Below are 18,776 nucleotides of genomic sequence, written 5' to 3'. Positions count from 1 at the left end.
CAGTCGCGAGGGGGCGGGGAGCGGCCCCACCCCCGCCGTCAGAGGTCGACCGCGGTCCGTCGGGTCAGGTTCCACTTCGACGCGATCACGTTCCACAGCCGTGCCGCCTGCTGCTTCTGCTCGCTCGCCTCGCCGCTGCGCGCGGTGGCCTGCTGCGTCTGGGTGGTCGTGCGGGCCTTGCCGTGCTTGCAGACCTTCTTGCTGTTCTTGGCCTGCCCGGCCCACGCGGCGTAGTGGTCGTCGGCGGAGGCGGACGCCTGCCACGCCTTGGTCAGGGCAGTGGTCAGCTGCTGGTTGTCCGGCAGCTTGTCGACGCTCAGTCCCTGGAGCCGGGTGACCAGGTCGCGGCGCTGCCGGGCGGCGTCCTTGAGGTCCGCCACCGCCTGGTCCAGGTCCTTGCAGTTCTTGGTCTTCTCGACGGCGTCGATGACCGCGGCACGGCTGTTGTTGCTGTCCGCGAGCAGCTTGTCCAGCGCCTCGGCCTGCGGCTTCGCCGGGTCCTCCGGCGCCTGCGGGGAGGACTGCCCGGCCGGTGAACTCGCGGCCGCCACGGGCTGCTTGGCGTCCGTGTCCTTGTCGTCGCCGCTGCCGCTCATGAGCGCTCCCGCGCCGAGCCCCACGACCGCGCAGCCGGCGACGACCCCCGCGATGAGCGTGACGTGCGGGCGCTTCCTGGACCGTTCGCCCCGTCCCTGCGGCTCCTTGTCCACGGGCTGGTACGCGGGCCGCGCCGGCTGCGGGGCCGGTGGGACCGGCTGGGCGCCCGGGTACTGCTGCGCGGGGTCGAGTCCGGGCATCTGCTGGGTGGCGCCGGCCGGCTCGTCGTGGCGGAACAGGCTGTCGAACTCGGCGGGCGGCTGACGGTCGCCGGGCAGACCGGGCCTGATGTCGTACGGGGCGCCGCCGGAGACGGGGGGGATGTACTGGGTCGCATCGGCGTCGCCGCCGTACGCGGGCTGCTGCTGCGGATACGGCTGTTGCTGCTGCGCCTGCTGGTGCTGCGGCGGCCCGCCGTGGCTCAGGTACTGGGTGGCCTCCGCGGGGCTCTCCGGCGGCAGCCCGCCCGGCGCCGGCCCGGAGGGCACCGGTGCGATGTACTGCGTGGCGTCCGCGGCGCCGGGCACCGCCTCGGGGGGCAGCGGCTGCGCGTACGGCGACTGCGGCTGGTGCTGTGCCGGGGGCAGCGGCTGGGACTGGTGCTGCGCAGGGGGCTGATGCTGCGCGGGGATCTGGGGCTGTCCGTACGCGTGCGGCTGCGGAGCCTGCCCGTACGGATCCTGTCCCGGTACCGGCTGCTGCGCGTGCGACGGAGTGTGCGATCCCTGTGGCCCCCAGGGCTGCCCCCAGGGCTGACCGCCCGCCGGGGCGGCCTGGTCCGCGGGCCCCCCGGGTATCCAGGGCTCGCCGCCACCCGCGGGCAGCACGACACCTTCGTGCGGGGGCTGCGCGGCGGGAAGCCCCCGATCGTCACCCTGTCCGCCGCTCTGCGTCACCGGGACTCCTACGTGTGAACCTACGGAACCGTCGGCTCACGCTATCGGGTGCTCGCCGCGGTATGCCAAGCGTGTGGGCTCACTCACCCCCCTTCACAGGTGCTGTAACACCCTGCGCCCTCCGGACGCAGTTATGGGGCGACCGGACAGGACGGACGGGGCCGCCGGACGGTACGGGCCGGGCCGAACGACGGTCCGGGCCGGCCCACCGGGCGTAAATCACCTCACGGCACGGGGAGTTCGAACCGACCGGAATTCAGGACCCCGGAAGTTCCGGACACCGGGATTTCAAGCCGCCCGGAGCGCGATCGCCCGAAGCTCAGGCCGCCTGGAGTTCCAGCCGTGCGCCGAACTCCCGGACCGCCGGTTCGTCCCCGTAGGGCACCAGCCGCTGTTGCAGATCGTCGAGATACTCCACGCCCCGGTTGGAACGCACCGTCCCCAGCAGCTCCATCGCACGGGTGCCGGTGTGGCAGGCGAGTTCCACCTCGCGCATCTGGACCTGGGCGGTGGCGAGGAGCACCAGACCGATGCCGCGGCGGCGGGCCCGGGACTCCGGGTGCCCGTCCACGGACTCCTCGGCCCGGCGCGCGGCGGCCTCCGCCTGGCCGAGGTCGCGGTGGCAGTGCGCCAACTCGTCGGCGAGATAGGCGTGGTCGAAGTGGGTGATCCAGTCGGGATCGTCCCCGGTGTCGGGGTCGGCATGCTCCATCTCGGCCGACGCCCGGCCCGCCACGGCCTGGCAGGTGCGGGCGTCGCCGAGCAGGGCGTGGCCGCGCGCCTCCGCCGCGTAGAACATCGCCTGCGCCCGCGGGGTGACACAGCCGCGGGCCCCCTCCTGCGCGGCCCGCGCCAACTGGGCGATCTCGCGCGGATTGCCGAGTTGCGCGGCGAGATGGCTCATCGACGCGGCCAGCACGTATCCGCCGTACGCCCGGTCGCCCGCCGCCTGGGCCAGCCGCAGCGCCTGGATGTAGTACCGCTGGGCGAGCCCGGGTTGGCCCGTGTCGATCGCCATGTACCCGCCGAGTTCGGTGAGCCGGGCGACGGCGGCGAACAACTGCCGCCCGACCGACTCCCGGTACGCGCCCGAGAGCAACCCGGACACCACGCTGTTCAGGTAGTGCACGAGGACCGGCCGCACGTGTCCGCTGCCGAACCGGTGGTCGAGGTCGACGAGCGCGGACGTCATCGCCCGCACGGCCGCCACGTCCGACATCCCGACCCGGGACCCGGCGACCCGCGCCACCTGCGGGTCGGCGCCGGTGATCAGCCAATCGCGACTGGGCTCGACCAGGGCCGAGGAGGCGACCGCCGAACCCGACAGGAAGTCGCGGCGTCCCACGTCGCTGCGCCACAGCTCACAGACCTGCTCGATCGCGCCGATCACGGTCGGGGCGAACTGCAGGCCGACGCCGGACGCCAGATTCTTGCCGTTGGCCATGCCGATCTCGTCGATCGTGACCGTACGGCCGAGTTTGCGGCCGAGCGCCTCGGCGATGATTCCCGGCGCCCTGCCGCGCGGTTGCTGTCCGCGCAGCCAACGGGCCACGGAGGTCTTGTCGTACCGCAGATCGAGCCCGCGCTCCGCGCCGACCATGTTGACGCGACGAGCGAGGCCGGCGTTGGAACATCCGGCCTCCTGAATGAGTGCCTGGAGCCGTTCGTTCGGCTGGCGGGCGACGAGAGGCCTGGCTGCCATGTTTCCCCCTGAGGCCGCAGTGATCGATGAACGGATCACTGCCCGGTGGTTGCCCGGAAAATGCACGCATTCATCGTGTTCGTCACGTCCGTCGTGTTCCTTGCCATTCCTGTCGGCATATGACAGAGGTCGACCATTCCGGGGCGACTCGTCCATGGCTACCTCGCCCGGCCGGACGCCGCCCAGTGCGCGCCCCCGCCGATGCATCCATGCGCCCCGCATGCCGTTCCGGTACGCCTCCGAGCACCCGCCGCGCCCGTAACCCCGGGTTGCGGCGGCAGTTGTGCCGGGCGTGGAAGAGCCCATCGGAGTCGAAGAACGCGTCGGAGTCCGGCAACGGACGGGGACCGGGACGGGACCCGGGACCGGGGAGTCCGTCGGGGCCCGCGTCCCGGGCGGGACCGGGGAGACCGGCATCCCCGCGCAGGGCACGAAGGTTCCCGTGCAGCGGGGCGAGCAACTCCTCGACGCGGCGGTGCGCTACGCCGAGGAACGGCACTGGGACGTCTGCCCCGGCACCTGGCTGGAGACGGTGGACGGCGCCGAACGCTGCTCCTGCGGCGACACCGGCTGCGCCTCCCCCGGCGCCCATCCCACCGGGCCGGACTGGGTGGGCCACGCCACCGGCAGCGGCGTCGCGGCCCGCCGGATGTGGACCGAGCAGCCGAAGGCGTCGATCCTGCTGCCCACCGGCCGCGCCTTCGACGCGATCGACGTACCGGAGTCCGCCGGCTTCCTCGCCCTGGCCCGGATGGAGCGGATGAACCTGCCGCTCGGTCCCGTCACGCGCACCCCGGGCCGGCGGATGTTCTTCCTGGTCCTGCCGGGCGCGGCGGCCAGGACGGAGGAACTGGTGCGGAAGCTGGGTTGGCGGCCCTCCACGATCGACCTCGTCGGCCACGGCGACGGCCACTGCGTGACCGCTCCGCCGACCCGGGTCGGCGGGCACGGTGCGGTCCAGTGGGCCCGCCGCCCCACCGCCGCCAACCGGTGGCTGCCTGGCGTGGAGGAGGTCATCAGCCCGCTCGCCTACGCCTGCGCACGCGAGACGGCAGACGCCCGAGCTCGCCTTTCGTAAGCTGACCCCTGCAAACGGGGTCAACGAAAGGCAAAAAGATGCAGGACCGGGCAGAGACCGACAGAAGCGTCCGGCCGGGACAATCGGAATCGGCGGGCGGGGCGCCGGGTGGAACACCGACGGTGCCCCCCGCCGTGCGCGTCCAGGGGCTGTGGAAGCGGTTCGGCGAGCAGACCGCCGTCGCCGGGATCGATCTGGAGCTGCCCGCAGGCAAGTTCATCGGCCTGGTGGGGCCGAACGGCGCGGGCAAGACCACCACGTTGTCGATGGTCACCGGGCTGCTCCGCCCCGACGAGGGACGCATAGAGATCAGCGGTCACGACGTGTGGCGCGACCCGGTCGAGGTGAAGTCCAGGATCGGTGTGCTGCCGGAGGGCCTGCGGCTCTTCGAGCGCCTCTCGGGTCGCGAACTCCTCGCCTACACGGGCCGACTGCGCGGGCTGCCGGGCGCCGAGGTCGACAAGCGGGCCACCCAGCTCCTCGACGTGCTCGGCCTGGCGGGCTCCCAGCACAAGCTGGTCGTCGACTACTCGACCGGCATGCGGAAGAAGATCGGACTCGCCTCCGCACTGCTGCACAACCCCGAAGTGCTCTTCCTCGACGAGCCGTTCGAGGGCGTCGACCCGGTCTCTGCGCAGACCATCCGCGAAGTCCTGGTGCGCTACACCCACTCGGGCGCGACCGTCGTCTTCTCCAGCCATGTGATGGAACTCGTGGAGTCCCTCTGCGACTGGGTGGCCGTCATGGCCGCCGGCCGGATCAGGGCCCAGGGCACCCTGGACGAGGTGCGCGGCGACGCGGCCTCGTTGCAGAACGCCTTCCTCGAACTGGTCGGTGCGGGCGCCCGCACCGCCGACGGGTCCCTGGACTGGCTGGGCGGCGACCGATGAGCGTGCTCGACACCCCTGGGAGAACCGCACCCGTCCGTGCCTCCGAAGGGCGCACCGATCTCGTCCCGGTCTTCGTACGGCTCAAGCTCGCCCTGCTGCGCAACGGGCTGCGCCAGTCGACCGGCCGGCGCGCCGCGTACATCACCTCCGTCGTCTTCGCCCTGCTGTTCGCCGTGGGCCAGTTGCTCGGACTGGTCCTGATGCGCGGCTACGCCCATGCGGGTTCCGTCGTCGTCCTGACGGCCGGGGTGCTGGCGGTCGGCTGGGCGGTGATGCCGCTGTTCTTCGCCGCCGGTGACGAGACACTCGACCCGAGCCGTCTGGCGATGCTGCCGTTGCGTCCGCGCCCGCTGATCACGGCGCTGCTGGTCTCCTCGCTGATCGGGATCGGCCCGCTGTTCACGCTGTGCCTGGTGGTCGGCTCGGTGTTCGCGGTGGCGTACGGAGCGGTCGGCGCGGTGTTCGCCGTGCTCGCCGTGCCGCTCACGCTGTTGCTGTGCGTGACCCTGGCCCGTGCCGTGGCCACCGCCAACACCCGGCTGCTGACCTCGCGCAAGGGCCGCGATCTCGCGGTGCTGAGCGGTCTGCTGATCGCGGTGGGCTTCCAGGTGGTCAACTTCGGTGCGCAGCGGCTGAGCGAGGCGGGCGGGATGTCCTCGCTCGAACCGGTGGCGGACGTGGTCCGCTGGCTGCCGCCCGCCTCGGCGATCGGGTCCGTGGACTCGGCGTCGCGGGGCTCCTACGGGGAGGCGGCCGTGCAGTTGCTGCTGTCCCTGGCGGCGCTCGTCCTGCTGCTGTGGCTGTGGCAGCGCAGCCTGGTGAAGCTGATGACGGCCCCGGACGGCTCGACCCTGGCCGCCGCCGCGCCGACTCGTGACAAGGCCGCCGGGAAGGGCTCGGGACTCCTCGGGCTGCTGCCCGCCGGACGCACCGGGACGGTGATGGAACGCAGCCTGCGGTACATCGCACGCGATCCGAAGACCAAGGCCGCCTGGGTCACGGCGCTGGCGGTCGGGCTGATCGTGCCGGTGTTCAACGCCCTCCAGGGCGCGGGCACCGTCTACTTCGCCTGCTTCGCCGCCGGGATGCTCGGCGTCCAGATGTACAACCAGTTCGGGCAGGACACCTCGGCGTTCTGGATGGTGGCGCAGACCATCTCCACGACCCGGGACGCCTACGTCGAACTGCGGGCGCGGGCCTTCGCGCTGGCGCTGATCACGGTGCCGTTCACGGCTCTGACGACGGTGGTGACGGCGGCACTCGCCGACGACTGGGTCGCGCTCCCGGGCGGGCTCGGGGTGTCGTTCGCCCTGCTGGGCGCGATGCTGGCGACGGGCGCGGTGGCGTCGGCGCTGTTCCCGTATTCGATCCCGCAGGACGGGGCGTTCAAGAACGTGGCGCCCGGACAGGCCGGACTCGCCTGGATCTCGATCTTCGGCGGCATGATCTCGGCGATGGTCCTCAGTGCGCCCGTGATCGTGGCGACGATCTGGCTGAGCCTCACGGACCGGCACGAGTGGCTGTGGCCGCTGGTGCCCGCGGGGGCGGTGTACGGGGTGCTGATCGCCTGGGCCGGGCTGCGGATCGCCGCTCCCCGGACGGCGAACCGGCTGCCGGAGATCCTGACGGCGGTCAGCAAGGGCTGACGCCCTCGCCCACGGCCGCCGGCGCCGCCCGCCACGGCCACCGGACCACGCGTTCCGTACCGGGCCCGGCCGCGCGGCGGCCTCCGGCGGGGGACCGTCCCGCACGGAACGGTCCCCCGCCGGGAACGGCCCACACACCGGGAACGGCCCACACACCGGGAACGGCCCTGCGGGGCCCGAGCCCGTCTCCCCCTCTTCCTTCCGTCCGGCCCCCATGGGGTCGCTCACGGGGCGTTCCGGTCCTTCCCGGTCGTTCAGGGGGAGACGGGCTCCCGGTCTTCGTGGGCCTCTTCGGCGAACTGCTCCAGGAACGGCTGGACCGCGGCCCGCCAGCCCTCCGGCTGGTCGTAATGGACGAGATGACCGGCGTCGGCGACCTCCGCGTACTGGCCGCGCGGAAGGACACGGACCATCTCCTGGGCCTCCGCCCGGCCGAGCTCGCCGTCGATGCCGCGGAGCACCAGGGCCGGGCACCGCACCTGGGCCAGCTCCTCCCAGTGCGCGTCGAACACCCAGGTGGCGCGGGACCGGAGCATCTGGCGGCGGGAGAAGACGGGGCGCCAGCCGTCGGCCCGTTCGGCCATGACCTCGGCGAAGAAGTCACCGCGGGCCGGATTGGGCCGTTCCACCCGGGGGTCGTCCTCGCCGAACCACTTCCGTACGTCGGAGAGTGTCGCGAACGGCACCGGCCAGGACGCGAACCACTCCTCCCACTCCCGCTGCGAGGCCGCGCCGAGTGCGGAGGCCCGCATGTCGCAGATGACCAGGGCCCGGACCAGGTCGGGGCGCTTGGCCGCGAGCTGCCAGGCGGTGAGCGCTCCCATCGCGTGCCCGACGAGGGTCACGGGGGCGAGACCGAGCTGCTCGATCGCCGCTTCCACGTCGGCCACGTAGGCGTCCCGGGTGTACGGCCCCTCGACGGGCCTCTCGCTGCGGCCGTGTCCCCGCTGATCGAGGCCGACCGCGCGATACCGCTCGGCGAGCCAGCGGCTGGTGGGGGCCCAGTGCGAGGCCCGCCCCATCAGGCCGTGGAGCAGGAGGACGCCGGGAAGCCGCTCGCCCTCCGCGCGGCCCTTGGGTGGATCCGCGAATTCCCAGGCCGCCAGGCGTACGCCGTCGGTCCCGGTCACATCGATGCGCCGCACCATAGGTTCTGGCACCCCCTTCTGGCTTCTGGTCCTCGATCACCGCTCGATCCCGCTCGATCACCGTGCGGTCGCACCACGTCAGACTATCGAACCTTTATTCGAATACCTGGTTCCACCGTCCAACACCCCTCGTTCGAGTGACCAGTCGGAAGGATTGGCGGCGGTGGCGGAGGGGAGACCTTCCCCGGGAGGCGGGCCGCTCGGGGATGAGGGCCCGTGGGGACCGACCCCGAGAGCTCGGGGCTCCGGGTCGAAGCAGGGGAGGGCAGGCCCCGGCGCCCATCGGCGCCGGGGCCCTCTGCTGTTCGAAATCGCCAGGAGGCCGGTCCACGGAAACCCGCACCCGGCATTCCGGATCCCGCATCGGGAGCGCTCCCATCGGGTGGATGCCACCACGCGGCGACGAGGGCGGGGCCCTCCGGTGCTCCGGCGGGACGAACCGGGCGTGCCGGATGCCCGGACGTGCGGTACGACGGGTGCATGCGCCCGCTCCCTCCCCGACCGCGCGGCCGAGTGGCCGGCACTCTCAGGTATGCCTGAGCCACAGCCTGGCACGTGACCCGTCCGAGCGCTGCGGTTCGGAACGGAAAACGCGGTCGCGGAACGGAAAAACACGAAGCGGATTTCGGGCTTCGACGTCGTCTCCGCACACGGCCTCGCGATGTCCTGCCGACGCCCTCCGGCGGTCCGCCGCCGGGCGGCCGGGTCGGGTGGTCGGGCCGGGTCGTCGGGCCGGGTGATCAGCTGCCGACGGGCGCCCGGCCGTCGGCCGGCAGGGCGCCGAGCGACGCGAACGTCTCAGCGCTTGCCCACGAACACGTGCGAGGCGACCTCGGAGCCGAGCTCCGCCGCCTCGCCGCTGCTGCCGACCAGCACGCCGCCGGGCGACTGGGTCACGCTGACCACGGAGCCGGGCTGCACGCCCGCCCGCCGCAGCGTGTACATCAGCTGGGCGTCCGTCTGGATCGGCTCGCCGATCCGGCGCACGACCACCGTCTTGCCCTCCGAGCCCGGGTCGAGCTCCGACAGGCTGACCATGCTCTCGTCGAGGAACGGGTCGGCCTCGGTCTTCTCGCCCAGCTCCTCCAGGCCCGGGATCGGATTCCCGTACGGGGACTCCGTGGGGTGGCGCAGCAGCTCCAGGACCCGCCGCTCCACGGCCTCGCTCATGACGTGCTCCCACCGGCACGCCTCGGCGTGCACCTGCTCCCACTCCAGGCCGATGACGTCGACGAGCAGGCACTCGGCGAGCCGGTGCTTGCGCATGACGCGGGTCGCGAGACGACGTCCCTCGCCGGTGAGCTCCAGGTGGCGGTCGCCCGCCACCTGCACCAGGCCGTCGCGCTCCATCCGCGCCACCGTCTGGCTGACCGTCGGACCGCTCTGGTCCAGCCGTTCGGCGATCCGGGCCCGCATGGGCACCACGCCTTCCTCCTCAAGTTCGAGGATGGTGCGGAGGTACATCTCCGTGGTGTCGATCAGTCCGGACATTCGTGCCCCTCGGTGCTGTGACAGAAAACGTCGTGCGCTGGCCCTCAACCAATTCTGACGCATACCGCCGACAACCGTGCCGGGCCGGGCCAATACCGTGCGGCGAAGCGACGGAGCCGGTATTGACAGGTCACTGGTCCAGACCGCAACGTGATCCGCGACACGGACACCTCATGGTCACCCCAGGAACACCTTCCCCGCCGAAAGGGCCTCCTCGATGAGCGACAGCAAGCTGGCCGGTGAGTTCTTCGACGCAGCGATCGGCCTGCTGGAGCGCGTACGCGACGAGGAGTCCGGCAACATCGCGGCCGCCGGTGCCGCGATCGCCGACACCGTCGCCGCGGGCGGCAGGCTCTTCGCCTTCGGCGCGGGGCACTCCTCGCTGCCCGCGCAGGACGTCGTCTACCGGGCGGGCGGGCTTGCCCTGATGAACCTGTTGGCGGTGCCGGGGACGCTCGGCGTCGATGTCATGCCGGCGACCCTCGGCTCGGCGCTGGAGCGGGTCGACGGGCTGGCGGGCGCGGTGCTCGACTCCAGCCCCGCCCGGTCGGGCGACCTCCTCGTGATCATCTCCCTCTCCGGACGCAACGCGCTCCCGGTGGAGATGGCGATGAACGCGCGGGCCCTGGGCCTGAAGGTCATCGGCATCACCTCGGTGGCCTACACGGAGGGCACCCGGTCCCGGCACTCCTCGGGCGGCTTCCTGCGGGACCACTGCGACATCGTGCTCGACAGCAAGATCGCCATCGGCGACGCGGAACTGACCCTCGAAGGGATCGAGGCACCGTTCGCGCCCGCGTCGACCGTGGTGACCAGCGCGGTGATGCAGGCGATGATGGCCGCCGCCGCGGAACGGCTGGTGGAGCGCGGGATCGAGCCGCCGCTGCTGCGGTCGGGCAACGTCGACGGCGGCCACGAGTGGAACGGCCGCGTCATGACGGAGTACCGGGACCGCATCTTCTACCGCCACGGGGCGTGACGGCACCGCCTGCGCACCACGTCCGGCGCCGCCTCGCTCCCCGGGTCGTAAATGGGTTGAGACGCCTGCGGCGGAGTTCCTAAGCTGTGGGCAGCGAAGAAAGGAGGTGTTCCGGAAGTGATTTCTTCTCGGACTCGTGAGGTGGCTGCGGGCTGACGCCCGTTGCCGCACTCTTTGCAGTGCAAGGCCGGTCGTCGGCCAATTCCAAGCAGTCACCGACCCGCAGGCTCGCCGGTAAGTCCGGCCGGCTCCTCCGCCAGGAGGGACCAGAGCCTGCGGGTTTCTGCGTGTACGGGGCCGGGCCGGGTCCGCGCCGCTACGGGCACAGGCGCTCGACGCGCCAGCCGTGCTCGCCGCCCTCGCCGTCGCCCTCGCGCACGTACCTGAGGCGGTCGTGCAGCCGGTTCTCGTGGCCCTGCCAGAACTCGATGGTGTAGGGGACGACGCGGAATCCGCCCCAGTGCGGGGGCACCGGGACGTGGGTGCCCTCCGGGTAGCGGGCGGCGAGTTCCTCGTAGCGTGCGACCAGTTCGGTGCGGGTCCCGATCACGGTGGACTGGGCGCTCGCCCAGGCGCCGAGCTGGGAGCCGTGCGGGCGGGTGCGGAAGTAGGCGACGGTCTCCTCGCGGGCGACGCGGGACGCGGTGCCGGTGACGATGACCTGGCGGGCCATGGGATGCCAGGGGAAGAGCAACGAGACGCGGGGGTTGGCGGCCAGTTCGCGGCCCTTGCGGGACCCGTAGTTGGTGAAGAAGACGAAGCCGCGCTCGTCGTACTTCTTCAGCAGCACCGTGCGCGAGGACGGTACGCCCTCGGCGGTGGCCGTGGAGACCACCATGGCGTTGGGCTCGTACAGCAGCCCTCCTGCGGCGACCTGCCGGAACCAGCGGGCGAACTGCTGCATCGGGTCGGCGGCCAGCGTGTCCTCGGCGATGACCTCGGAACGGTACTGCTCGCGCATCGCGGCCGGATCGGTGGTGGAATCGGAAGGGGAGTCTGCGGTGGGCACGAGGTCATCCTGCCGCAGCACCGCACCACACCCGGCCGGAGGGGCATGCGGGGCATGCGGGGCATGCGGGGCATGCGGGGCATGCGGAGGCACGAGAAGGGGCATCTGTCCGCCATCGGTGAATCGGGAAGCTGTGCCGGATGTCACGCTTCCCCGAGTCGTGGGAACTCGCCAATATCTTGGGGGAGGCCCCTGTGGCCTGCCCACAGCCGTCGACCGAGGGAGCCGCCATGTCCGACTTCGTACCTGGACTAGAGGGAGTCGTCGCCTTCGAGACGGAGATCGCCGAACCGGACAAGGCCGGCGGCTCGCTGCGCTACCGCGGTGTCGACATCGAGGACCTGGTCGGCCAGGTGTCGTTCGGGAATGTCTGGGGGCTGCTCGTCGACGGGGCGTTCAGCCCGGGGCTGCCGCCCGCCGAGCCGTTCCCGATCCCGGTGCACTCCGGCGACATCCGGGTCGACGTGCAGGCCGCGCTGGCGATGCTCGCTCCCGTCTGGGGACTGCGGCCGCTGCTCGACATCGACGCGGAGACGGCACGCGACGACCTGGCGCGGGCCGCTGTGATGGCGCTGTCGTACGTCGCCCAGTCGGCGCGCGGGCAGGGCCTGCCGATGGTTCCGCAGAGCGAGATCGACAAGGCCGGTTCCGTGGTCGAACGGTTCATGATCCGCTGGCGCGGCGAGCCGGACCCCCGGCACGTCAAGGCCGTCGACGCCTACTGGACGTCGGCCGCCGAGCACGGCATGAACGCCTCCACGTTCACCGCCCGGGTCATCGCGTCGACCGGCGCCGACGTGGCCGCCGCGCTGTCGGGCGCGGTGGGCGCGATGTCGGGGCCGCTGCACGGCGGCGCCCCGTCCCGGGTCCTCGGCATGATCGAGGAGATCGAACGGACCGGGGACGCCACCGCTTACGTGAAGCAGGCCCTGGACCGGGGCGAGCGGCTGATGGGCTTCGGGCACCGGGTCTACCGGGCGGAGGACCCGCGGGCGCGGGTGCTGCGACGCACCGCCGAGGAGCTGGGCGCGCCGCGCTTCGAGGTGGCGCAGGCCCTGGAGAAGGCCGCGCTGGCGGAGCTGCACGCGCGGCGCCCGGACCGGGTGCTGGCGACGAATGTGGAGTTCTGGGCGGCGATCGTGCTGGACTTCGCGGAGGTTCCGGCGCACATGTTCACGTCGATGTTCACCTGCGCGCGCACGGCGGGCTGGTCGGCGCACATCCTGGAGCAGAAGCGGACGGGACGGCTGGTGCGGCCCACGGCCCGGTACATGGGCCCCGGGCCGCGCGATCCGCGCGAGATCGAGGGGTACGAGCAGCTCGCGGACCTGGGGAACTGAATACCGGGCCTGCCCCCGGAGGGTCGGGCCTCGACCCTCCGGGCGGGCCCGCCCGGAGGGGACGGGACCGTCGGACTCTCGGTCAGTCCTGGCGCTCGGTCGCCTGCTTGGTGCAGGTCCGGTCCTCCGCGGGCAGCTTTCCGGTGGCCAGGTAGCGGTTGACCTGGTCGTCGACACAGGCGTTGCCGTATTCGCCGTAGATCCCGTGGCGGTTGGCGCCCGTGAGGGTGATCAGCTTGGAGCTCGGCAGCTCGCGGTGCAGCTTGAGGGAGCCGCGGTAGGTGGTGCGCGGGTCGCCGGTTGCGGCCACGATCAACGCCGGGGCGTCGCGGCGCACCTGGGTGGGCGCCTCACCGGGCCGGTCCCAGAAGGCGCACGGCGTGATGTTCTCCGTCATGGGGCCGAACCGCGGGTGGGCGGCGCGGCTGCGCTCGATGCCCCGCCAGTAGCTCTCGGGGTTCCGGGGCGCGGCCCTGTCCCCGCAGAGGATCGCGGTCTGCACGCTGCCGGTCGGCGAATTGTCGCCGGTCAGCACGTGCCGCAGGCTTGCGGTGAACGTCGGTGAGAGCCGGGTGGGCTTCCCTTTCGCCGCCTCGGACAGCACGGAGACCGCCGCGCCGAGTTCGGCCCGCGACGCGTCGCCGTCGTCCGAGAGCATCGCGAAAAGGAGAAGCGGTATTTCGGAGTCGTCGACCCGGTACGTGTCGCTGCCGGTGCCGATGGTCAGCGGCCGGCGGGAGGCCGCCTCGTTGACGCGGTCGACGGTGGCGAGGACCTGGTCGCGGGTGCGGCCCAGGTGGTAGGTGGCGTCACGGGACGCGGCCCAGGCGGCCCAGTCCGCGAGCGCCTGTTCGTTCTCGGACACCGCGTCCCGCAGCAGCCCGGGGCCGTAGTCCTGCGGGGCGATCGCCCCGTCGAGCACCATCCGGTCGTAGCGGCCGGGGAACATCTGGCTGTAGACGGTGCCCAGGTAGGTGCCGTACGAGTAGCCGAGGTAGGAGATCTTCCGTTCGCCGAGCGCGCCCCGGATGACGTCCATGTCGCGGGCGGTGTTGCGGGTGGTGACGTGCCGCAGCACGGACGCGTTGGTGGCCCGGCACTTGTCGGCGAGGTCCTTCTGGAAGGCGACCTGGCGGTCGAAGCCCGCCCGGTCGGGCCCGGCCGAGCGGAAGAAGATGCCGGTGGGCCAACCGCATTCGAGCGGGGTGCTGCGGCCGACGAAGCGCGGGTCGAAGCCGATGATGTCGTAGCGTGCGCCGACGTCCTTCATCACCTTCCGCATGAGCGGCGGGGTGTCGAGGGCGGGGCCGCCGGGGCCGCCGAAGTTGAGCAGCATCGTGCCTATGCGGTGGCGGGTGTCGGTGGCCTTCAGCCGGGACATGGCCACGGTGATCGTGCGGCCGTCGGGTTCGGCGTAGTCGAGCGGCACGGTCGCGTCCGCGCACTGGGCCCCGGCCTCGTCCAGGTCACGGCCCACCGTGTCGTCGGGGCCCGTGACGCAGGTGCCCCAGGCGAGGTCCTGCTGGTAGTAGCGGTCGAGTCCGGTGGCGGTGCCGGTGGCGGTGGCGGTGCCGGTGGCGGAGTCCGTCCCGCGGCCGGTCGCCGGGGACGCGGCGGCCGTGGCCAGCCCGGAGGAGGCGGTGACGCAGGCGGCCAGGGCGAGGCCGACGGCGGAGACCCGGCGCATGGCCCCGGCCGGGCTCGTCGAGCCGGTCAAGCGGTTGTTCGAGGCATTCACTCTGTCTCCCTGAACTGGTCGGTGCTGTTGGTGTGGTTGGTGCCGGCAGCGCCATCGGTGCTGTCGGTGCTGTCGGTGCTGCCGGTGCCGTCGGCGCTATCGACGCTGCTCGTATGAGGGGCGCGGTCGGCGGGGCAGAGGCCGGCGTCCACGGCGGCGAGGTAGTCCGTCTCGGCCTGCAGGCTGTCGGGCACCTTGTTGAGGGCGAGGGCGACACCGCGTCCGTCGGGGCCGATCGCCCCGAGCGCGCGATGTCCGCCGGGCACCGTCCCGCCGTGCCCCCACCACATGCCGCCGCACGTCAGCGGGGAGGCGATCAGGCCGAGGCCGTAACGGGCGCCGGGCCACAGCCGTTCGGGGTCGGCGGGGACGGTGCGCTTCATCTCGGCGAGCCCGTGCGCGGACACCAGCCGCCCGCCGAACAGGCTGCGGAAGAACCGGTTCACATCGCCGGGCGTGGAGACCAGCGCCCCACCCGCACCGCCGAAGCTCATGTTCCACTCGGTGCCGTCGGAGAGCGCGGGACCGTCGGACGACGAAATGCTGTCGGACAGCGAGGTGCCGTCCGGCCGTACCGCGTCCGCCGGGCCCGTGGCGGGAACGTAGCTGCGCGAGTGCGGGCCCCGGATACGGGTGCGGTCGCCGGGCCAGTACGTGTCGCGCAGACCGAGCGGCTCGATGATCCGGCGGCGCACCTCCGCCTCGACGCCGTGCCCGGTGACCTTCTCGACGATCAGTCCGGCGAGGACGTAGTTGGTGGTCGAGTAGGACCACGCGGTGGCGGGGCGCGGCATCGCCAGCGCGGTCGCGACAAGTTCCCGGGGCTCGAAGTGGCGGAACCGCCATTCGTCGACGGGCCGCTCGGCGAGTGCCTCGGTGTAGTCGGGGAGCCCGCTGGTGTGCTGGAGGAGCTGTCGCACGGTGATCCTGCGGCCGTCGTGGCCGTTGCCCCGGATCAGCCCGGGGAGATAGCGCTCGACCGGGTCGTCCAGCCCGATCCGGCCCTCGTCGGCGAGCTGCACGACGACGGTGGCGGTGAAGGTCTTGGTGATGCTGCCGATCCGTAACCGGTCCGCGGCGCGCATCGGTCGGCCGGTGTCCAGGTCGGCGATGCCGCGCGCCGCCGTCCACCGGCCGCAGTCCCGACCGATGACCTCGGCGGCCACACCTGGTGTGCCGTGCCGGGTGACGAGGGTGTCCAGGGAGCGCCCGAACGCGGTGCGCGCCGCGTCGCAGCCGTCGGGCGCGCCGGTCCGTTCCGTCCCGGCCGTCCGCTGCGCCGCTCCCCCCGGGGCGGCGGCGCCCTGCTCGGCCGACGCGCTCGCGGCCGGGACGGCAACCGCCAGCAGGGCCGAGGCCGCCACCAGTACCACCGTGCGGCACGCCGCACGACTCGTTCCGGCGACGGGCCGAACGCTCATAGAGGGCGGGTTGACGAGGTGATTCCTGGTTGCTCTGCTCTGTCCGAGTCTCACACCCCTCGACGCTAGGGACACGAACCTCGGCGATCACTCCGGCTGCCACCCCAAGTCACCTGGTGCCAGCCCTACTTGCGGGCTGCTCCGAACAAGCCCCGCGGGCGGTGGCGCCGCCCGTTCCCGCCTCAGCCCAGCGCCTCGTCCAGCAGCACCGCCCACTGCGCCACGACCTTCCGGCGACGGGCGGTGTCGTCGGTGAGGACGTTGGCCAGGCCCAGGCCGCGGGCCATGTCGAGGAGGCCCTGGACGGTCTCGCGGACGCCGGGGCGGGTCTCGTCGGCGGCAAGGAGCTCGACGGCGATGCGGTGGGTCTCGCGGCCGACGCGGGCTTCGAGTTCGGTGACGCGGGGGCGGAGTTGCTCCTCGTTGGACGCGGCGGCCCAGAGCTGGAGCGCGGCGCGGAACAGCGGTCCGGTGTAGAGGTCGACGAGGGCGGCGACGACGGCCGTGCGGCCCTGGACGGGCAGGGCGCGCAGAGCGGCGGAGCGTTCCTCGGCAACGTACTCGACGGCCGCGGTGAACAGGTCCTCGCGGGTCGGGAAGTGGTGCTGGGCCGCACCGCGCGAGACGCCTGCGCGTTCGGCGACGACGGAGACCGTGGAGCCCGCCCAGCCATGCTCGGCGAGGCAGGCGACCGCCGCTTCGAGGAGCCGTCGGCGGGTGGCTCGGCTGCGGTCCTGTTTGGGGGTGCGGTCCTGTTTGGGGGTGCGGTCCTGCTCGGGGGTGCGGTCGGTGGGCGGTGTCACAGCACCCATGCGGGGTCCCGTCGTTCGAGGAAGGCCGTCATTCCTTCCCGGGCGTCGGCGGAGGCGAAGAGTGCCGCCGAGCGGGCGATGAGGTCTTCGGCGTGCTGGTCGAAGCTTTCCAGCACAGTAGCCGTGACCAGCTCCTTCGACGCCCTCAGCCCCTGAGGGGAGGCTTTGCGCAGGCCGTCCAGTACGGGTGCGAGTGCCTGGTCGATGTCCTCGCCCGGTCCGACGGCGAGCGTGATCAGGCCGATGCGGGTGGCCTCGGCCGCGTCGAAGCGTTCGCCGGTGAGGTAGTAGCGGGTGGCGGCGCGCGGGTCGGTGCGGGGCAGCAGGGGCAACGAGATGACGGCGGGGGCGAGGCCGAGCCGGGACTCGGTGAGGGCGAACGAGGAGTCCGGTCCGGCGGCGGAGATGTCGCAGGCGCCCAGCAGTCCGAGGCCGCCCGCCCGGACGTGTCCGGTGACCCGGGCGACGACGGGCTTGGGCAGGGCGACGATCTGCCGCATCAGGGCGACGAGGTCCGCCGGGTCGGGCGGCGCGGTCAGGTCGGCGCCCGCGCAGAAGGTGTTGCCGGTGTGTGTGAGGACGACGGCCCGTACGGCGTCGTCGGCCGCGCACGCGTCCAGGGCGGTGGCGAGCCCGCCGACCAGCGCGGCGGAGAGCGCGTTGCGGTTGGCCGGGGAGTCCAGGGTGAGAGTGGTGATGCCCCGGTCGTGGACGGGTGGGGCGAGCTGACGCATGCGCTTGCTCCTTTGATCTGCCGGGCGGGTCACCGAGCGTGGCAGCAGGAAACAGAACAATCAAGCATGCTCGCATGTTTTCCTGTGCGCGGCCTCCCCACCACACCTCGGCGACGTGCCGCTCACGGCGACGCCCCCGCACGGCCGTCTTCGGCTGTACGGAGGCGCGTTGGCGTTTCGCGCGGCTGTTGCACCGCCCGCGTCGACGCGGGCAGGCCCTACAACGCTTCCTCGGCCACGCTTCCGATGAAAGCTCGCCACCCCTCGGGGGCACAGGTCAGGACCGACCCCGTCTGCTGCTTGCTGTCTCGCACGGCAACCGCTCCGTCAAGGTGTGCAACCTCGACACACTGACCGTTTCCGTTACTGTGGCTCGATTTGAACCACTCGGCGTTCTCAATCCTTTTCATAGCTCCCAGCTACCTCGGAAATCAGGCGTCGCGACGCCTGTTCGTCCAGCGATGCCTTCCAGATGTCGGCGAAGGCCGCGTCGTACTGTTGCACCTCCCGTTCCTTGTCCAGGTACAGGCCGCCGGTGTATCCGTCCGAGTAGACGGTCGGCGGCTCCGTGTCAGCTCCGTCACCGGTCAGCGGGAACCGGAGGATCACGAACGGGCCGGTGACCACGCCCGGGTGCGTACCAGCAGCGAATGGCGCGACACGAATCGAGATGTTCGGCAGTCCCGCGACATAGACCAGATGGGCAAGCTGCTGCGCCATCACCTCGGGGCCACCGACGGGACGCCGTAGTACTGCCTCGCCCAGCACGACACGCAACACCGGCGGGTCCATGGCTCGGGTCAGGCGCGATTGTCGCTCGATGCGTAGGCGCGCACGTCCATCGAGGTCCGCGTCACTGATCCCTCGGATGTGCGTACGAATGATCTCGCGTGCGTAGCCCTCGGTCTGGAGCTGCCCAGGAACGAGGTCGGTCTCGTACACCGCCAGGTTTTCGGCAGCCTCTTCGAGTCCGACGTAGACGTTGAATCCCTCCGGGATCGAGTCGCCGTAGGCCTGCCACCAGCCGCGCGCCTTGGTCTCCTTCGCCAGACCCATCAGGGCCTCGGTGAGATCCGGCGGCGCGCCGTACACCAGGCACATCGCCTGAACGTCCAGGCTCCGCAGCGCGGTCTGCCCCGTCTCGATGCGCCACATCTTCGCCTCGGACCACTCCAGCTTGCTCGCCGCCGCACGCACCGTCAGTCGAGCCCGGTTACGTAAATCCCGGAGATTTCGACCCAGTTGACGACGCGGAACAGTCGAGCCGGTCGGCCCCTCAGCCATCTTCACCCCTC

The 18,776-nt window shown here is 72.1% G+C and carries 16 protein-coding genes; 5 read left to right on the top strand and 11 right to left on the bottom strand.

Annotated features, from left to right (window positions below; genetic code table 11):
* Nucleotides 1–38 precede the first annotated feature (38 nt).
* Nucleotides 39–1,493 (bottom strand): hypothetical protein, encoded by a 1,455-nt coding sequence (locus ACFC79_RS08545; protein ID WP_376236906.1) that lies wholly within the window; start codon nucleotides 1,491–1,493, stop codon nucleotides 39–41.
* A 319-nt stretch (nucleotides 1,494–1,812) separates the two neighbouring features.
* The gene (locus ACFC79_RS08540) at nucleotides 1,813–3,195 is read right to left on the bottom strand and encodes a transcriptional regulator (RefSeq protein WP_376236903.1); all 1,383 of its coding nucleotides are present in this window, start codon (nucleotides 3,193–3,195) and stop codon (nucleotides 1,813–1,815) included.
* Nucleotides 3,196–3,610: 415 nt separating this feature from the next.
* Between ACFC79_RS08540 and ACFC79_RS08535 the strand changes: the two genes are divergently transcribed.
* Genes ACFC79_RS08535 through ACFC79_RS08525 form a run of 3 tightly spaced genes read left to right on the top strand, consistent with a single transcriptional unit; the run spans nucleotide 3,611 to nucleotide 6,809 of the window.
* Nucleotides 3,611–4,273: a bifunctional DNA primase/polymerase gene (locus ACFC79_RS08535; protein WP_376237507.1), complete on the top strand. Its 663-nt coding sequence runs from the start codon at nucleotides 3,611–3,613 to the stop codon at nucleotides 4,271–4,273.
* A gap of 38 nt (nucleotides 4,274–4,311) precedes the next feature.
* A complete protein-coding gene (locus ACFC79_RS08530; RefSeq protein ID WP_376236901.1) occupies nucleotides 4,312–5,163 on the top strand; it encodes an ABC transporter ATP-binding protein in 852 nt (283 codons plus the stop codon).
* Nucleotides 5,160–6,809 carry a transporter gene (locus ACFC79_RS08525; RefSeq protein ID WP_376236898.1) on the top strand — a complete coding sequence of 550 codons (1,650 nt, stop codon included), beginning with the start codon at nucleotides 5,160–5,162 and terminating at the stop codon, nucleotides 6,807–6,809. Before ACFC79_RS08530 ends, ACFC79_RS08525 begins: the two co-directional genes overlap by 4 nt.
* 254 nt (nucleotides 6,810–7,063) lie before the next feature.
* Here the strand turns inward: ACFC79_RS08525 and ACFC79_RS08520 are convergent, their stop codons facing one another.
* Both ACFC79_RS08520 and ACFC79_RS08515 read right to left on the bottom strand, forming a co-directional pair.
* Entirely contained in the window at nucleotides 7,064–7,957 is an 894-nt protein-coding gene (locus ACFC79_RS08520; RefSeq protein ID WP_376236895.1) for an alpha/beta fold hydrolase, read from the bottom strand.
* Between the two features lie 798 nt (nucleotides 7,958–8,755).
* Nucleotides 8,756–9,448 (bottom strand): metal-dependent transcriptional regulator, encoded by a 693-nt coding sequence (locus ACFC79_RS08515; protein WP_376236893.1) that lies wholly within the window; start codon nucleotides 9,446–9,448, stop codon nucleotides 8,756–8,758.
* Between the two features lie 217 nt (nucleotides 9,449–9,665).
* Here ACFC79_RS08515 and ACFC79_RS08510 point away from each other — a divergent pair, with 217 nt between their 5' ends.
* Entirely contained in the window at nucleotides 9,666–10,427 is a 762-nt protein-coding gene (locus ACFC79_RS08510; protein WP_376236890.1) for an SIS domain-containing protein, read from the top strand.
* Between the two features lie 316 nt (nucleotides 10,428–10,743).
* Here the strand turns inward: ACFC79_RS08510 and pdxH are convergent, their stop codons facing one another.
* Nucleotides 10,744–11,388 carry a pyridoxamine 5'-phosphate oxidase gene (gene pdxH / locus ACFC79_RS08505; RefSeq protein ID WP_376237504.1) on the bottom strand — a complete coding sequence of 215 codons (645 nt, stop codon included), beginning with the start codon at nucleotides 11,386–11,388 and terminating at the stop codon, nucleotides 10,744–10,746.
* A 278-nt stretch (nucleotides 11,389–11,666) separates the two neighbouring features.
* Between pdxH and ACFC79_RS08500 the strand changes: the two genes are divergently transcribed.
* Nucleotides 11,667–12,776 (top strand): citrate synthase 2, encoded by a 1,110-nt coding sequence (locus ACFC79_RS08500; RefSeq protein ID WP_376236888.1) that lies wholly within the window; start codon nucleotides 11,667–11,669, stop codon nucleotides 12,774–12,776.
* A gap of 82 nt (nucleotides 12,777–12,858) precedes the next feature.
* Here the strand turns inward: ACFC79_RS08500 and ACFC79_RS08495 are convergent, their stop codons facing one another.
* The 6 genes from ACFC79_RS08495 to ACFC79_RS08470 all read right to left on the bottom strand — a co-directional run bounded on the left by ACFC79_RS08495 (nucleotide 12,859) and on the right by ACFC79_RS08470 (nucleotide 18,765).
* Entirely contained in the window at nucleotides 12,859–14,463 is a 1,605-nt protein-coding gene (locus tag ACFC79_RS08495; RefSeq protein WP_376237502.1) for an alpha/beta hydrolase, read from the bottom strand.
* A gap of 47 nt (nucleotides 14,464–14,510) precedes the next feature.
* Nucleotides 14,511–15,935, bottom strand: coding sequence for a serine hydrolase domain-containing protein (locus tag ACFC79_RS08490; protein ID WP_376236885.1), 1,425 nt, complete (start codon nucleotides 15,933–15,935; stop codon nucleotides 14,511–14,513).
* Nucleotides 15,936–16,117: 182 nt separating this feature from the next.
* Entirely contained in the window at nucleotides 16,118–16,747 is a 630-nt protein-coding gene (locus tag ACFC79_RS08485) for a TetR/AcrR family transcriptional regulator (protein WP_376236882.1), read from the bottom strand.
* On the bottom strand, nucleotides 16,735–17,481 hold the full coding sequence (locus ACFC79_RS08480) for an enoyl-CoA hydratase family protein (protein ID WP_376236881.1): 747 nt from the start codon (nucleotides 17,479–17,481) through the stop codon (nucleotides 16,735–16,737). The genes ACFC79_RS08485 and ACFC79_RS08480 overlap by 13 nt, the downstream gene beginning before the upstream one ends.
* 218 nt (nucleotides 17,482–17,699) lie before the next feature.
* On the bottom strand, nucleotides 17,700–17,891 hold the full coding sequence (locus tag ACFC79_RS08475; protein WP_376236878.1) for a DUF397 domain-containing protein: 192 nt from the start codon (nucleotides 17,889–17,891) through the stop codon (nucleotides 17,700–17,702).
* Nucleotides 17,878–18,765, bottom strand: coding sequence for a helix-turn-helix domain-containing protein (locus ACFC79_RS08470; RefSeq protein ID WP_376237500.1), 888 nt, complete (start codon nucleotides 18,763–18,765; stop codon nucleotides 17,878–17,880). The genes ACFC79_RS08475 and ACFC79_RS08470 overlap by 14 nt, the downstream gene beginning before the upstream one ends.
* Nucleotides 18,766–18,776: the final 11 nt, after the last annotated feature.

It is taken from the genome of Streptomyces sp. NPDC056061 (assembly GCF_042266885.1).
GTDB lineage: Bacteria > Actinomycetota > Actinomycetes > Streptomycetales > Streptomycetaceae > Streptomyces.
The sequence above is the reverse complement of the archived record's forward strand: the minus strand, read 5'-3'. Positions and strand labels throughout refer to the sequence as shown.

Excerpts from the sequence above, each read along its gene's own strand:
- ACFC79_RS08540 (WP_376236903.1), bottom strand. The coding sequence starts at position 3,195 with ATGGCAGCCAGGCCTCTCGTCGCCCGCCAGCCGAACGAACGGCTCCAG.
- ACFC79_RS08530 (WP_376236901.1), top strand. The coding sequence starts at position 4,312 with ATGCAGGACCGGGCAGAGACCGACAGAAGCGTCCGGCCGGGACAATCG.
- ACFC79_RS08525 (WP_376236898.1), top strand. The coding sequence starts at position 5,160 with ATGAGCGTGCTCGACACCCCTGGGAGAACCGCACCCGTCCGTGCCTCC.
- ACFC79_RS08520 (WP_376236895.1), bottom strand. The coding sequence starts at position 7,957 with ATGGTGCGGCGCATCGATGTGACCGGGACCGACGGCGTACGCCTGGCG.
- ACFC79_RS08515 (WP_376236893.1), bottom strand. The coding sequence starts at position 9,448 with ATGTCCGGACTGATCGACACCACGGAGATGTACCTCCGCACCATCCTC.
- ACFC79_RS08510 (WP_376236890.1), top strand. The coding sequence starts at position 9,666 with ATGAGCGACAGCAAGCTGGCCGGTGAGTTCTTCGACGCAGCGATCGGC.
- pdxH (WP_376237504.1), bottom strand. The coding sequence starts at position 11,388 with ATGCGCGAGCAGTACCGTTCCGAGGTCATCGCCGAGGACACGCTGGCC.
- ACFC79_RS08500 (WP_376236888.1), top strand. The coding sequence starts at position 11,667 with ATGTCCGACTTCGTACCTGGACTAGAGGGAGTCGTCGCCTTCGAGACG.
- ACFC79_RS08495 (WP_376237502.1), bottom strand. The coding sequence starts at position 14,463 with ATGCGCCGGGTCTCCGCCGTCGGCCTCGCCCTGGCCGCCTGCGTCACC.
- ACFC79_RS08490 (WP_376236885.1), bottom strand. The coding sequence starts at position 15,935 with ATGAGCGTTCGGCCCGTCGCCGGAACGAGTCGTGCGGCGTGCCGCACG.
- ACFC79_RS08485 (WP_376236882.1), bottom strand. The coding sequence starts at position 16,747 with ATGGGTGCTGTGACACCGCCCACCGACCGCACCCCCGAGCAGGACCGC.
- ACFC79_RS08480 (WP_376236881.1), bottom strand. The coding sequence starts at position 17,481 with ATGCGTCAGCTCGCCCCACCCGTCCACGACCGGGGCATCACCACTCTC.
- ACFC79_RS08475 (WP_376236878.1), bottom strand. The coding sequence starts at position 17,891 with ATGAAAAGGATTGAGAACGCCGAGTGGTTCAAATCGAGCCACAGTAAC.
- ACFC79_RS08470 (WP_376237500.1), bottom strand. The coding sequence starts at position 18,765 with ATGGCTGAGGGGCCGACCGGCTCGACTGTTCCGCGTCGTCAACTGGGT.